The organism is Paenibacillus sp. KS-LC4, from assembly GCF_036894955.1.
Taxonomy (GTDB): Bacteria; Bacillota; Bacilli; order Paenibacillales; family Paenibacillaceae; genus Pristimantibacillus.
In genome coordinates, this window is the sequence record NZ_CP145905.1 from 2,617,029 (window position 1) to 2,631,442 (window position 14,414).

Annotated in this window: 11 protein-coding genes; 9 read left to right on the forward strand and 2 right to left on the reverse strand. The window is 49.3% G+C overall.

Annotation, left to right across the window (positions count from 1 at the left end; genetic code table 11):
* Nucleotides 1-362: 362 nt before the first annotated feature.
* Nucleotides 363-1,271 (reverse strand): AraC family transcriptional regulator, encoded by a 909-nt coding sequence (locus V5J77_RS11210; protein WP_338555842.1) that lies wholly within the window; start codon nt 1,269-1,271, stop codon nt 363-365.
* Between the two features lie 131 nt (nt 1,272-1,402).
* Here V5J77_RS11210 and V5J77_RS11215 point away from each other — a divergent pair, with 131 nt between their 5' ends.
* The 9 genes from V5J77_RS11215 to V5J77_RS11255 all read left to right on the forward strand — a co-directional run bounded on the left by V5J77_RS11215 (nt 1,403) and on the right by V5J77_RS11255 (nt 13,142).
* Entirely contained in the window at nt 1,403-2,743 is a 1,341-nt protein-coding gene (locus tag V5J77_RS11215; protein WP_338555843.1) for a glycoside hydrolase family 30 protein, read from the forward strand.
* 96 nt (nt 2,744-2,839) lie between these two features.
* On the forward strand, nt 2,840-4,630 hold the full coding sequence (locus V5J77_RS11220; protein ID WP_338555844.1) for a sensor histidine kinase: 1,791 nt from the start codon (nt 2,840-2,842) through the stop codon (nt 4,628-4,630).
* Complete coding sequence (locus tag V5J77_RS11225) at nt 4,623-5,684, forward strand: response regulator (RefSeq protein WP_338555845.1); 1,062 nt, start codon at nt 4,623-4,625, stop codon at nt 5,682-5,684. Before V5J77_RS11220 ends, V5J77_RS11225 begins: the two co-directional genes overlap by 8 nt.
* Nucleotides 5,685-5,855: 171 nt before the next feature.
* On the forward strand, nt 5,856-7,154 hold the full coding sequence (locus V5J77_RS11230) for an extracellular solute-binding protein (protein WP_338555846.1): 1,299 nt from the start codon (nt 5,856-5,858) through the stop codon (nt 7,152-7,154).
* Between the two features lie 106 nt (nt 7,155-7,260).
* Nucleotides 7,261-8,148, forward strand: coding sequence for a sugar ABC transporter permease (locus tag V5J77_RS11235; RefSeq protein ID WP_338555847.1), 888 nt, complete (start codon nt 7,261-7,263; stop codon nt 8,146-8,148).
* On the forward strand, nt 8,145-8,972 hold the full coding sequence (locus tag V5J77_RS11240) for a carbohydrate ABC transporter permease (protein WP_338555848.1): 828 nt from the start codon (nt 8,145-8,147) through the stop codon (nt 8,970-8,972). Before V5J77_RS11235 ends, V5J77_RS11240 begins: the two co-directional genes overlap by 4 nt.
* The gene (locus V5J77_RS11245; RefSeq protein ID WP_338555849.1) at nt 8,972-10,972 is read left to right on the forward strand and encodes a beta-galactosidase; all 2,001 of its coding nucleotides are present in this window, start codon (nt 8,972-8,974) and stop codon (nt 10,970-10,972) included. Before V5J77_RS11240 ends, V5J77_RS11245 begins: the two co-directional genes overlap by 1 nt.
* Nucleotides 10,973-11,194: 222 nt before the next feature.
* On the forward strand, nt 11,195-12,310 hold the full coding sequence (gmd, locus tag V5J77_RS11250; protein WP_338555850.1) for a GDP-mannose 4,6-dehydratase: 1,116 nt from the start codon (nt 11,195-11,197) through the stop codon (nt 12,308-12,310).
* Between the two features lie 319 nt (nt 12,311-12,629).
* Complete coding sequence (locus V5J77_RS11255; RefSeq protein ID WP_338555851.1) at nt 12,630-13,142, forward strand: hypothetical protein; 513 nt, start codon at nt 12,630-12,632, stop codon at nt 13,140-13,142.
* A 156-nt stretch (nt 13,143-13,298) separates the two neighbouring features.
* Here the strand turns inward: V5J77_RS11255 and V5J77_RS11260 are convergent, their stop codons facing one another.
* Nucleotides 13,299-14,414 (reverse strand): DegT/DnrJ/EryC1/StrS family aminotransferase, encoded by a 1,116-nt coding sequence (locus tag V5J77_RS11260; protein WP_338555852.1) that lies wholly within the window; start codon nt 14,412-14,414, stop codon nt 13,299-13,301.

Here is a 14,414-nt window from a genome sequence, read left to right on the forward strand (position 1 = left end):
TTCTCGAATCACTGTTTTGCCGAGATATTGAGACCGATAAGGGATTTCCTGTCCGCTTACCTTTTTAAATCACAAAAAAAGCTGAAATAGCGGAACCTCTGTCCTCCAAAAGCAGGCCCAAAAATAGGTCCAAAAAAGAGGATCTAAAAAGATTCTAAAAAGAGATCCAAAAGAGATCCAAAAGAGATCCAAAAGAGATCCAAAAGAGATCCAAAAGAGATCCAAAAGAGATCCAAAAGAGATCCAAAAGAGATCCAAAAGCAGATCCAAAAGAGATTCAAGCAGGCTCCAAGAAAGGCACCATTATGATCTTATTCGTGCTGACAGGCGACCGCTGTTAAGCGCATTTTCGCGCCGCGCCGTTACAGCTGAAAATGTTGCTGGCGGTAATCGAGCGGGCTCATGCCGGTCCAGCGCTTGAATTGCCTGCTGAAATGCGACAGCTGGGAATAGCCCAGCCGCAAGCCAATTTCCTTCAGCGAAAGCTCAGGCTGGCGAATGAGCACCTTAGCCTCCTGCAGCTTGAGCTCAGATAAAAACTGCCGTGGCGAAAGGCCGTACACTTTGCGAAACACCTCAAGCCCATAGCCCGAGCTAATACCTAGCGAGCGCATAATGTCCTCAATGGAAAAAGAGCTCTCCGCCACAGGCTCGCCGGGAAGCTTATGCGGGTCAAAATTCCCCTTGATCGCCTCGGCAATCGCTTTGGCATATTGAACGGATGCTGGCGGCATAGCTGCCAGCTCCTCCTCCTCCGGCAAACAGATCGTGCTGACTAACAGTCCGAACAGCTCAAACAAATCTGCTTGCAGCCGAAAGCGATCCGCTGTCGTGTAGCCGCCTCCCCGTCTAAGCATTGCAATCCATTGCTTCAAAATAGGCAGCAGGCGCTCAGAATCAGCGCTTCCCGCAGGAAACAGCAGGCGGCCATTCCGAATCATTTCTTGGCGAAAGGCCGGATCATCCACATTAAAGTGGGCGCAAAAATAAGCCATGCCCGCCTCCGAAACGCAGCGGCTCTTATGCTTAAAGCCGGGTGGAATAAGCAGAAAGTCGCCGGCGCTCAACTGATATAGGCTTTCGCCAATGCACGTTTCCTGCGCACCCTCCTGAATAAAAATCATTTCAAAGCCAATATGGGATTCCAGCGGCATCTGCCAATGCTTGTCCACGCGCTGCTCATGCGCTCCGAAAAACTTAATGTTCCAGTCAATAGCAGGCAGGAAGCGCACATTTTGAAGCCACGGTGAAAGTGTCACTTCGTTATCCATAAGGCAAACCACCTTTGATTTGGGTAAATTTCACGTTGTTTGAACAATCGGCGATTTATTCTATTTAATTTATACTAAGAGGGCAAGCTAATGCAACAACCAAAAGTGATGAAACGATAGGGGTTGTCGATATGGGACAAACGGCAAAATGGTTTTCAAGCACACAAACAGCGAGCTGGACGGAGAAAAGCACGGAATCACGCGCCTTTTCACCTGCTCTAGCTAACTTGGCGATAACTGAAAGCGTATACCAAACGGTGGAGGGCTTTGGCGGCTGCTTTAATGAGCTGGGCTTCACTGCACTGAGCCACTTATCGGAGGAAGAACGTGCTGCGGTCATGCACGAGCTGTTCCATCCCGAAGGCGAGCAGCGCTTTAGCATTTGCCGCCTGCCTATCGGCGCAAGCGACTATGCGCTGGAGTGGTACAGCTTGAATGAAACGGACGGGGACGTGGCGATGGAGCATTTTTCCATTGAACGCGACCGCAAGTACTTGATTCCTTATATAAAAGAAGCGCTGGCGCTAAATCCTGACCTGAAGCTGTTCGCTTCGCCATGGAGTCCGCCGACGTGGATGAAGACGCCGAGGGCTTATAATTACGGAACGCTGCGCTGGGAGAAGGATATTCTGGAAGCCTATGCGCTGTATTTCGTCAAATTCGTTCAGGCTTACCAAGAGGAAGGCATTACGATCCATCAGATTCATGTGCAAAATGAAGTCGTTGCCGATCAGAAGTTTCCATCCTGCGTATGGACGGGTGAGCAGCTTAGAGAGTTTATCCGCGATTATTTGGGACCTGCCTTTGAACAGCATGGGCTGGATACGGAAATTTGGCTCGGAACGATTAATGCGCCCGATCCATGGCTGGAGCTGATGAAAGGGACGACGAACGATTATGATGCTTATGCAGGTCTCGTGCTAAGCGATCCGGAAGCTTATAAGTACATTAAAGGAGTCGGCTACCAATGGGCAGGCAAATATGCGATTGCCCGGACGTCACAGAGCTATCCAGAGCTGCGTTATATGCAGACGGAAAATGAATGCGGAGATGGCAAAAACACATGGGCGTACGCCAAATATGTGTTCCATCTATATCAGCATTATTTCAGCAACGGCGTGAACAGCTACATTTATTGGAATATGGCGCTGGAGCCGAAAGGACGCAGCACATGGGGCTGGGAGCAAAATGCGATGATCACCGTTGAACCGGATACGAAGCAGGCGAAAAACAATCCCGAATATTACGTGATGAAGCATTTCAGCCATTTTGTGGCGCCAGGCTCGCAGCGCATCGGGCTGCAAGGTCCATGGAGCGGCCATGCTATAGCCTTCAAGCGTGAAGACGGCTCGAAAGTCATTGTCATCACGAATCCTTACACGGATACAAGAGAGCTGAAGCTGTCGGATGGCAAAGCGGAGTATATTTTTGAGCTGGAGCCGGAATCATTCCATACGATTGTGCTGTCTTAGTATATAATATAAAAACAATGAACAAACGCCTTTGCGCTCAAGCATGGCGTTTGTTTTGTCGTTATTAACATGATATAGGGCAGGGGTGGAGGGGCCATGAGGCTGTTGTCAAAAATATATCGTGCGATGCTGCATCCGTTCCGGCGCAGCATACGCAATAAGCTAATTTTAATTATGGTTGTTGTATCGGCGCTGCCCATTGTAGCCGTTACTGCGCTCGCCGTGGATAATAACCGCAAATCAATGGAGGCCGAGCTGGTTGCGACGAATGCGTCTAATATGAAATGGACGAGCATTTATCTCGGCGAACAATTTTCGCAAATGAACAGTCTATTATATTCGGTTCTCATTAACCCGAACCTGAGTGATTATATCGCAAGCGAGGAGGATTCCGGCTTGTCCAGCCAGTTTTCGGCGCAGCGCAACATTGAGGATGCGATGGCCTCGCTTTTTTATTCGGGCAATCATTATATTTCCGGCATTGAGCTTTATTTGAAAAGAAGCGGGAAGCTGTTTACGATGAATGCGTACCAGAACCAAATTAAAACGCTGGAAAGCATACCTGATTCCTACAATGAGCTGTTTAATCAGCAAAAGGATTTTATGATTAAAAACAGCCCGGAAGGCGATCGTTTTCAGCTGATACGCAGCATCAATCGGTTCGAAAACCGCGAAATTCTCGGCGGTATAACGCTGGAGGTGCGCTGGGCGATTCTCGACCAGACGCTGTCGCTGCTTAATCCGGCCAAGGACCAAACTGTGCTTATTGCCGGCCCGGACGGAGAAATTTTGTACCGAATGGGCAGCGAGTCCCTTTCGCCCGAGCAGGCTGCGGAAATCGTGAAGGGCGGTACAGAGCCCGGCTATGAGCGCAAAGCGGATGAATATGTATTTTACAATACGATTGATCCGATGAAGCTGAAGCTGATCAAAATTATTCCAATGAGCGCGATTAACCAAAGCGCACAAGCGACGATGCATTATGGAATATGGATTGGAGCGATAACGGTTGCGGCGGCTATTATTATTGCCGTGCTGCTTGCTTGGCGCACAGCAAGGCCGATTGTGCTGCTTGCTCGTTCGATGCAAGGGCTTAGCCTCATCAAACAGGGAGATAAGCCGCCGAGTGGGCGCATGGATGAAATTGGCCTGCTAGAGACGAAATTTTATAATATGTCGCATCGCATTAGAGAGCATATAAAGAGCGAATACAGCATGAATTTGGAAAAAAAGACAGCGGAGCTCAAGGCGCTGCAAGCGCAAATTAATCCGCATTTTTTACAAAATACGCTGCAAATGATCGGCAGCATGCTGTTTTCCAAAAAGCCCGCTGAAAGCTACGAAACGATTCGCTCGCTCAGCGAAATGTTCCGTTATGTTATTCGCGAGCCGGATGCTCTGGCTACGCTGAAGCAGGAGCTAGAGCATATGAATAATTACATGGTCATTCAGCAGCAGCGTTTTCAATCACGGCTTCAATATAGCTTAGAGGTGGACGAGCAGCTGCTGCACAGCCGTATTCCGAAGCTGACCCTGCAGCCCATTGTGGAAAATGCGTTTATGCACGGACTTGATTCGCAGCCTGGTGGCTGGGAGCTGAGTGTGAAGGCAGCTCAGTCCGTATCCTCAGACGTCATTATTACAATTAAGGATAATGGAGCAGGGATAAGCGCCGAGCGGCTGAGGGAAGTTCGCCAAAGACTCAGCTACGGGGATGGAGAGGTTTGGACTCGCGGAGAGCGAATTGGGCTGGGCAATGTAGCCTCAAGGCTGCAAATGCATTTTGGCAAAGCGTACGGACTGACGATAGATAGTGAGGCGGGGGCCGGCACGCTTATAACGATTCGTATACCTAGTGACACGCAAGGGGAGAAAATACATGATTAAAGTTATGTTAGTTGACGATGAAAGCTGGGGCCGGGATATTGTAAGGACGTTCGGCCGTTGGGAGGAGCATGGCATGGAGATCGTGGCCGAAGCGGAGGATGGGGAAGAGGCGCTGCGGCTTGCGGAGCAGCAAATGCCGCAGGTCATTATTACCGATATGAGAATGCCGGGCATGGATGGCGTCAAGCTGCTGAATGAGCTGCATGAACGTTTGCCCCATATTCAAATTGTCGTCATCAGCGGCTATGATGACTTCAAATATATGCAGCACGCGATTCGCTGCCAAGCGGTAGATTATTTGCTCAAGCCGATTGATCCGAAGGAGCTTAACGCGGTACTTTCAAAATGTGCAGCGGGGCTCGCAGCCGCGGAAGAGCGCCGGCGCTTGCTAACGCTGGATCTCGAATGGCTATTGTCGCTGACAAAGCTTAAGCAGCGGCTGCGAGCAAGGTTCAACGAACTGGACCGCGAAGGTCTGCTGGAGCTGTTCGGAGAGCTGGCAAGCGATATGGACAGCAGTGTCGCTGGCAAGCCCCAACTGCTGGAGCGTGTCGTCCAAGAGCTGCTGCTGCTGCTTAAAGAGCTGCTGCTGACTAATTCATTGGAGGCCGATGCGATGGATGGTGCAAGAGACGGGGCGGAGCTCACCTCAGGCGCGAAGGCAGCCGCTTTTCTGGCTGCCCGTTATGAGGAGGCGCTGGAGCAGCTGATTCAGCAGCGAAAATTCAAAAAACGGCTTAATTTGGACGAGGTTAGGCAGTATATGGAGGCGCGGTTTGCCGAGCCGATTTCACTGGAGCAGGTAGCTCGCGCTTTTTTCGTTAGCAAGGAATATTTGAGTAAAACCTTTAAACAGGAATACGGCAGCAATATGACCGATTATATGTTGCAGCTTCGCATGGAGAAGGCGCGCGAGTGGCTGCTTGATGAGAAATTGCCGATTAAAACCGTTGCAGAAATGGCAGGCTATGAGGATGTAACGTATTTTTACCGCGTATTTAAAAAGCATTTCGGTGTTGCTCCAGGAGAAATGCGGCGTGGCAGCGAGATTTAATGAGGGCATATTGGACAGGTTAGACAAGCCGGGCACGTTGGACAAATGGGATCACATTCAAATTGGTTTAAAAATGTCCAAGCGAACAGTCTAATTCTGTCCAATTAAACGCTTTCATAATTCAGATACAATGAAAGCGTAAACAAACAAGCTTACGGGAGGTCATTACAGATGAAAAAGAAGCTTTGGAAATCAGCGCTAAGCGCAGCACTCATTACAACACTGCTTGCGGGCTGCGGCTCGAACAGCGGTACAGCAACCGATAATGGCGGAGAGACAACAGGCGAGGGCGGCGCGAAAACAGTCAAGCTCAAAATGTTTATCGCTCAACCAAGGCTTAAAGAAAGCTACGATAAATACATCGCGCAATTTGTAGCGAAGGAAAAAGCTGAGAAAAACATTGATGTCCAAATACAGCTTGAAATGCCGACAGCCGACACGGCTCCGCAAATTTTGAAAACAAGACTGGCATCCAATGACGCCCCGGACGTTTTCGCTGTACATGCGATTAATGAAATTCCTTCCTTTTACAAAGCGGGCTACTTAGAAGATTTGTCTGGTCAGCCTTTTGTCGATAAGCTGCTTGACAGCGTGAAGCCTTCCGTTACAACAACAGATGGCAAAATCGTTGCCGTACCAATGGAGACGCTATCATGGGGCTACATTTACAACAAAAAGATTTTCAAGGACCTCGGCCTGACGCCGCCAACGACTTTGACAGAAATGAAAGCGGTTGTCGCGAAGCTGAAGGAAAATAATATCGCGCCATTCCTGCTGTCCTACAAGGAATCGTGGATTCCACAGCTGTTCCTGCCGCTGGCAGTAGGTGCTCTCTCGAACACGACAAATAAAGACTTTATCGAAAAAATGAACAAGGATGAAGGCTCCTTCAGCGATATGAAGTCGATGTTCGAGGTTATTGATCTGGTTAACCAGAACGGTACGGATAAAGCGATGGAATTGGGCGGCGATGATGGCTCCGCAGCTTTTGCAACAGGCAAAGCGGCAATGTGGGTGCAAGGTCCATGGTTTGCAGAAACGATTCTTAAAGCAAATCCAGAGATGGAATTTGGCGTAGCTCCACTGCCGATTAATGATGATCCTAATGCAACGATGATTAACCTGAGTACATCGACCTCGCTCGTCGTATCGAAAAACAGTGCGAACAAGGAAGTGGCACTGGACTTCGTCAACTACGTGCTCGATGACAAAGACTCCAACGCCTTTTTTGAAGAGCTTAAATTTAACCCGGTTGCCAAAAATCACACGTTCACCACTTACCCTTGGGTAGAGGATGCGATGACTTACGTTAAAGAGGGTAAATCGTATTTGGATCCTTCCGTTCCACAAGCCGTTAAGGACGAGTCAGGCAAAGCGCTGCAATCGTATTACGCGGGACAGCTGTCGCAGGACGGCGTTATAGCGGCACTCGACAAGGCATGGAAATCGTTTAACAAAGTGAATAAATAAAGAAAACGAATAGAAAGAAGGAAGGCGGCAGGGCGGATAAGGCGCGAGGACGCGTCTATCACCCTGCCCTGTCTTCCCATCATCATCTTAGGAGAGGTGAGCAACCGTGCCAATGAAGGGTGTTTTAAAAAGATATGTTTCGCTGCTGGCCTTCGTCGCGCCTGCATTTATTTTGTACGCAATTTTTCTGCTAATCCCGACTATTGGCGGTATGTATTACAGCTTTACAGACTGGAATGGACTGAACACCAATTATCAATTTATCGGTCTCGAAAATTTTGTGGAGGCGCTGAAGGACGACCCGGATTTTGTCCACTCGCTGCTGTTCACATTAAAATATGTGCTTTACATGCTTGTGCTGCAAAATGCAATTGCGCTGCTGCTTGCTGTTCTTATTGAATCGCGGAGCAAAAGCAAAGGATTTTTCCGCACCATATTTTTCATGCCGAACATGATCAGTATTATTATTAGCGCCTTTATGTGGACCTTTGTGTTTACTCAAGTGCTGCCGCAGCTGGCGGAAAAAACAATGCTTACCTTTCTGGATCAGTCCTGGATTGGCGATCCGAAGTTTTCCTTCTATGCGATTTTGGTTATCTCACTGTGGAACGGCGTCGGCTACATGATGATTATTTATTTGGCGGGTCTGCAAGGGGTGCCGCAAAGCTTGATGGAGGCGGCCATCATTGATGGAGCGAATCCATTGCAACGCTTTATGAAGGTTACGCTTCCGATGATTACACATGCGATTACGATTTGCTTCTTCTTGACGCTCAACGGTGCCTTTAAGGTGTTCGAGGTCGTCTATGGCTTTACGGGCGGTGGTCCTGGCCGGTCGACGCAGGTTATTACGATGAATATTTATGAAGAGGCGTTTTCCAATAACTTCCGCTATGGCTATGCCAGTGCGAAATCGGTCATTTTATTCATTATCGTCTTGATTTTCACCCTCATCCAAATTGCAGTTATGAAAAGAAAAGAGGTGGAGGCATGAGAAACAGAAGCGCGAGCTCCTTCCTTATTACGCTGCTGCTTACGATCGGCGCCGCCATTTCCTTTTTCCCTATCTACATGGCGATCTCCAATTCGTTTAAGACACAGGGCGAAATGTTCCAGTCTTTCGTGGCGCTTCCGTCAGCACCTACATTTGATAATTACGTACAGGCCTTTAGCAAAATCAATATGCTTAACAGTACATTAAACTCGGTTATCGTATCGGTGCTGGGTATTGGCGGTATCGTATTCTGCGCAGCATTGGCAGGCTATAAGCTGTCACGTACGCCAGGCAAGGCGAGCGCAGCGATCTTTTTCCTATTTGTCGCTTCGATGCTCGTGCCGTTTCACTCGATTATGATTCCGCTTACCCGCATGGCGAATAGCTTGTCTGTGCAGGGCAGTACCTATGGCTTGGCGCTCATTTACATTGGACTAGGCGTCAATATGGCCGTTTTTCTCTACCATGGCTTCGTAAAGTCGATTCCGCGCGAGCTGGAGGAAGCGGCGCATATGGACGGCTGCGGTGAGTTCCAGACATTTTTCCGAATTATTTTTCCGCTGCTGCTGCCGATTACGGTAACGATTGCCATTCTCGATTTCCTATGGATTTGGAATGACTTCCTGCTGCCGATGCTGATGCTGACGGATTCGGATCATTATACGCTTATCTTGTCGACGAACACCCTGTTTGGCGAATACAACAAGGAATGGACGCTTATCCTCGCCTCGCTTGTGTTGACGGCGATTCCTGTTATTATTATTTACGCCTTCTTCCAGCGCTTTATTATGGAAGGCATTACAGAAGGAGCAGTGAAGGGCTAATGGATAAATTATTATATGGCGTTGCTTATTACGATGAATATATGCCTTATGACAGACTGCATGAAGATATTCGCATGATGAAGGAAGCGGGCATTAACGTAGTCCGCATTGCGGAATCGACTTGGAGCACGCATGAGCCGCAAAATGGCGTATTTGATTTTAGCTCAGTAGACCGCGTGCTGGATGCGATGCATGAGGCGGGTATCCATGTTATCGTCGGAACGCCAACGTATGCCATTCCGACGTGGATGGTCAAGGAGCATCCAAGTGTGCTTGCGGAAACGGCAGCAGGACCGGGGAAATACGGCGCGCGTCAAATTATGGACATTACGCATCCGGTCTACTTGTTCCATGCTGAGCGCATCATTCGCAAGCTGATTGAGCGCGTCAGCAAGCATCCGGCGGTTATTGGCTATCAGACAGATAATGAGACGAAGCATTATGGCACAGCTGGGCCTAATGTGCAGCTGCGCTTCGTCAAATACATGCGTGATACTTATAAAACATTAGAGCGCGTAAATGACATGTTCGGCCTCGATTATTGGAGCAACCGCATTAACAGCTGGGAGGACTTTCCGTCTGTTGTCGGCACGATTAACGGCAGCTTAGGAGCGGAGTTCGCCAAATTTCAACGCGGGCTGGTCAATGAATTTCTGGCTTGGCAGGTCGCTCTTGTCAATGAATACAAGCAGCCGGGGCAATTCGTCACGCAAAACTTCGATTTTGAATGGCGCGGTTATTCCTTTGGCGTGCAGCCTTCGGTCAACCATTTCGAAGCGGCGGTGCCATTCGATATTGCCGGCGTAGACATCTATCATCCGTCACAGGATGAGCTGACGGGCATTGAAATTTCCTTCGGCGGCGATATGACGCGTTCCCTGAAGGGCAGCAATTACTTGGTGCTGGAAACGCAGGCACAGGCATTCCCGCATTGGACGCCATATCCAGGGCAACTGCGGCTGCAAGCGTTCAGCCATGTGGCATCGGGAGCAGATATGGTTGCCTATTGGCACTGGCACTCGATCCATAATTCCTTTGAGACGTATTGGAAAGGACTGCTCAGCCACGATTTTCTGCCTAATCCAGTCTATAACGAGGCTGGAACGATCGGACGGGATTTTGCCCGCCTGAGCGATGAGCTGGTGCATTTGCGCAAGCAAAACAACGTCGCCGTTATGGTGAGCAATGAAGCGCTGACGGCGATGGAATGGTTCAAGCTGCCGGACGGCAAATTGTACAATGATGTTGTGCGCTGGCTGTACGACGAGCTGTACAAAATGAACATCGGCTGCGATTTCATTACGCCAGCTTGCGAGAAGCTGGATGATTACAAAGTAGTGGTTGTTCCGGCTTTGTATGCGGTACCGGATGCGACCCTTGAGCGGCTGAATGCTTTTGTGGAGCAGGGCGGACATGCCGTTTATTCGTTCAAAAGCGGCTTTGCCGACGAACGGATTAAAGTGCGCACCTCGCAGCAGCCAGGTATTATTGGTAAAGCTTGCGGTGTTGGCTACAGCTTATTTATTGATCCGAAAAATGTCGGGCTGAAGGGTGCAGCGCTTACGGCAGCGCCAGGAAGCGTTACGAGCTGGATGGAGCTGCTGACGCCGCTCACAGGCGACGTCGAGGTGCTGGCACATTACGACCATCCGCAGTGGGGCGAATATGCGGCGATTACCCGCAACCGCTATGGCAAAGGTACGGCAACGTACATCGGCTGCCTGACGGATGGAGCCTCGGCGCATGAGGTGCTGAAGGGCACCGTTCAAGAGGCAGGGCTATGGGGCGATGATCAGCAGGTCAGCTTCCCGATTATTGTGAAGCATGGGGTGAACGAGCAGGGGGCGCAGCTTCGCTACTATTTCAACTACTCGGCTGAGCCGGTAGCCTTCGTATATCCGCATGACGCAGGGCAAGAGCTGTTAGAGGGTCGTTCGGTCAGCAGCGGCGAGCAGGTAACGCTTGCGCCGTGGGGCGTGCAAATTATTAAAGCAGGCTAGACGCAAAAAAGTTAGGCTTATATTTCTCGAACTGAAACGCGCCGCTCCTCCAGAGGACGGCGCGTTTTTCTTTGGCATGTGCGAAAAGCGTCATGCCTTGTTATCGTTCGGTTGCTTTTTGTAAAAAATGGTGTTTTGCCCGATGCCGACATTCCTCTCCCATTCATAAGATAGTGGAATAGGATAGCCATTATCCAAATATGAGAGAATGCGGAGGGAGCCATGAATAAGGTCGCCTTCATTACAGGTGTGACAGGACAAGACGGCATGTATTTAACCGAACTGCTGCTGGCGAAAGGATACATCGTTCACGGTTTGCGGAGGCGCAGCTCGCTGGCGAACACGGGGCGAATCGACCGAATTGTGGAGGAAGCGAATCGCGAAGGGCAGCGACTCCATTTGCACTATGGCGATTTGACGGATTCAACGAATTTGGTGAGGCTGGTGCAGGACATTCAGCCGGATGAGATTTATAATTTGGCGGCGATGAGCCATGTACATGTCAGCTTTGAAATGCCGGAATATACGGCGAATGCCGATGGTATCGGTACTTTGCGCCTGCTCGAAGCTATAAGGCTGCTTGGACTGACCGATAAAACGAAAATTTATCAAGCGTCGACCTCCGAGCTGTACGGTCTGGTGCAGGCGGTTCCGCAAAGCGAGACGACCCCGTTTTATCCGCGCAGCCCTTATGCAGTTGCCAAGCTGTATGGCTATTGGATTACAGTCAATTACCGGGAGGCTTACGGCATTTATGCCTGTAACGGCATCTTGTTCAACCACGAAAGCCCGGTACGTGGAGAAACGTTTGTCACACGAAAAATAACCCGTGCCGTCGCGCGCATTGCCTCTGGCCTTCAGCAGACGCTTTCGCTAGGCAACTTGTCTGCCAAGCGCGACTGGGGGCATGCGCGAGATTATGTAGAAGCGATGTGGCGCATTCTCCAGCAAAACGAGCCAGAGGATTATGTCATAGCCACTGGGCAGACAACAGAAGTGCGCGAGTTTGTACGGCTCGCCTTCGCCGAGGCAGGCATCGAGGTTGCTTTTACCGGCGAAGGTGCGGATGAGCTGGGCCATGTGGTCAACTGCAACCGTCCTGAATACCAGCTTCCAGTTGGGCAATTGGTCGTCCAGGTTAATCCGCGGTATTACCGCCCGACCGAGGTGGAGCTATTGCTTGGCGACCCGGGAAAAGCGCAGGCGAAGCTTGGCTGGACCCCAGCCAGCAGCCTTGCTGATCTCGTCAAGGATATGGTCGCCGCCGATCTGGAGGAGACGAAGCGCGTCGCGGATTTGCGCAAGCTGGGCTATGACGTGAGCTTGGATTTGGAATAAAAGCATAAATCGTAAAGCAAGCGGATAGGTGAAAGAGCGCCTGTCCGCTTTTTTATGTGAATGACTATCATTTTAAGAGCTAGAAATGATGGATTTTCAAGTACACTGGCTCTGGACAGGGGGATTGGCGGTTTAACAGAACAAATATAGAGAATCGCTGGATAAAAGATGCTTTTGTTGTACTAAGAGAAAAGTTGATTAATGTAATACAGCCACCCTAATTTATGATGGGAAAACGGGTAAGTATGACTATGTGATGAATAAAGGTATACAATTGAGTGGAGCCAAAAATAACGAGATGTTATAAGGAGATTGGAAAATGAATATAGATAAATTTATAAATATATCAATGAGAGGCAGGGTGGCATATGGAATAAGTTGTTTAGAGAACGCACTTTTATCTTTTAAATATGATCTTAATGACTGGAAAATCGTTTTGAACTATTTATGGGAGTTTACTAGCATACAATACTTAGATGATTGGAATGATGCTGCAGTCGAATTAATTCCTGAAAATCTGCTGGAATTTAGGATGTATGAAGAACATGAGTTTGAGCGATTAAGTAAACAGGAGTTTGTATATTTGTACAATTTGTATCAGGATATTGATGTTTCGATTGATAAGTTAATTCGTAGTATCTATGAACTTGGTGTCAGCCATGTATATACTGAAATTGAAGGCTATGGTGAAAGTAGTCTGAAATCATTGGAAAGACTTGTGAATGTTATGTTTATTAATAATTTTCCATTACCAAGTATTGAACCATTTTTAAAATATTCTATAAAAGAAAATAGAGGGTGGGGTAATAAATTCGAGGGTCTGTCAAGATAGTGGAAATTAATCATGTGATAGGCAATACCGGCTAGCCGCACCCTCTAGTCTATCAACCTCAATAAGCTTCCGAGCCCCACCCAAAGTGTGGAGCCGGAAGCTTATTGTCTTGGAGCAGAATAGATGAAGGTTGAAGAGGGCTAGTAATCAGCCGCCTTACAACAGGCTTTTCCGCAGGCAATCGCAAATGTAGGCGATATCCTGCTCAGTTAAGCCTCCGTAGGTCGGCACATTCAGTCCTTGCGCTGCAATGCGGTTTGCGACGGGAAACTCCTCGCTGCGCTGCATGCCTTGATACGGAGGGAGCACATGCATCGGATAAAAGAACGGACGCGTTTCGATGCCGCGCTCTTTCAGGCGCTCCATGAAGGCGCCGCGCTGCTCTTCGTTGTAGCCGTTTAGCAGGATGCTGAACATCCAGTAAACGTTTTTGGCCCATGGCTGCTCGGCAGGCAGCGTAAAGGCGCTGTTCCCTTCCAGCTGCTTGCGGTAAAGCGAGGCGACGCGTATCCGTTCGCCTACATGCCAGTCGATGTTTTCCATTTGTGCGCAGCCAACCGCCGCCTGCAAGTTCGTCAGGCGATAGTTGTAGCCAATGACGGGAAACCAATATTTGCGGGCGGGATCGATGCCCTGTCCGCGCAGAAGCTGCATTTTGCGGGCAAGCTGCTCGTCATTAGTCGTAATGATGCCGCCTTCGCCGGTCGTAATAATTTTATTGCCGAATAGGCTGAACGTTCCCGTATGGCCTAGCGAGCCGGTGCGCTTACCCTTGTATTTTGCACCGGGTGCTTCCGCAGCGTCCTCCAGTACAAACAAGCCATGCCGCTCTGCAACCTCGGATATAGCGTCCATATTGGCAGGATGCCCGTACAGATGGACGGGAATAATGCCCTTCGTCCGTGGCGTAATCAGCCCCTCCAGCAGCTCAGGGTTCATGTTCCACGTATCCGGCTCGCTGTCAACGAAGATGGGAGTGGCTCCGCAATACGTGACGGCATTTGCCGTGGCGATAAAGGTCAGCGTCGGGACGATGACCTCATCTCCCGGGCCTACCCCGTGAGCCAGCAGTGCCAAATGCAGAGCAGTTGTTCCATTGCTGCACGACACGGCATATTTTGTTCCGCAAAAGTCCGCGAAGGCTTCCTCAAACGAATGAATATATTTGCCTGTCGAGGAAATCCAGGTGGAATCCAGGCAATCCATGACGTATTTTTTCTCATTTCCATTAAAAATAGGAACGGCAACCGGATAAAATTTGTCGCCCAACAT

Coding starts and splice junctions, on each gene's coding strand:
- V5J77_RS11210 (WP_338555842.1), bottom strand. CDS start 1,271: ATGGATAACGAAGTGACACTTTCACCGTGGCTTCAAAATGTGCGCTTC.
- V5J77_RS11215 (WP_338555843.1), top strand. CDS start 1,403: ATGGGACAAACGGCAAAATGGTTTTCAAGCACACAAACAGCGAGCTGG.
- V5J77_RS11220 (WP_338555844.1), top strand. CDS start 2,840: ATGAGGCTGTTGTCAAAAATATATCGTGCGATGCTGCATCCGTTCCGG.
- V5J77_RS11225 (WP_338555845.1), top strand. CDS start 4,623: ATGATTAAAGTTATGTTAGTTGACGATGAAAGCTGGGGCCGGGATATT.
- V5J77_RS11230 (WP_338555846.1), top strand. CDS start 5,856: ATGAAAAAGAAGCTTTGGAAATCAGCGCTAAGCGCAGCACTCATTACA.
- V5J77_RS11240 (WP_338555848.1), top strand. CDS start 8,145: ATGAGAAACAGAAGCGCGAGCTCCTTCCTTATTACGCTGCTGCTTACG.
- V5J77_RS11245 (WP_338555849.1), top strand. CDS start 8,972: ATGGATAAATTATTATATGGCGTTGCTTATTACGATGAATATATGCCT.
- gmd (WP_338555850.1), top strand. CDS start 11,195: ATGAATAAGGTCGCCTTCATTACAGGTGTGACAGGACAAGACGGCATG.
- V5J77_RS11255 (WP_338555851.1), top strand. CDS start 12,630: ATGAATATAGATAAATTTATAAATATATCAATGAGAGGCAGGGTGGCA.
- V5J77_RS11260 (WP_338555852.1), bottom strand. CDS start 14,414: ATGTTGGGCGACAAATTTTATCCGGTTGCCGTTCCTATTTTTAATGGA.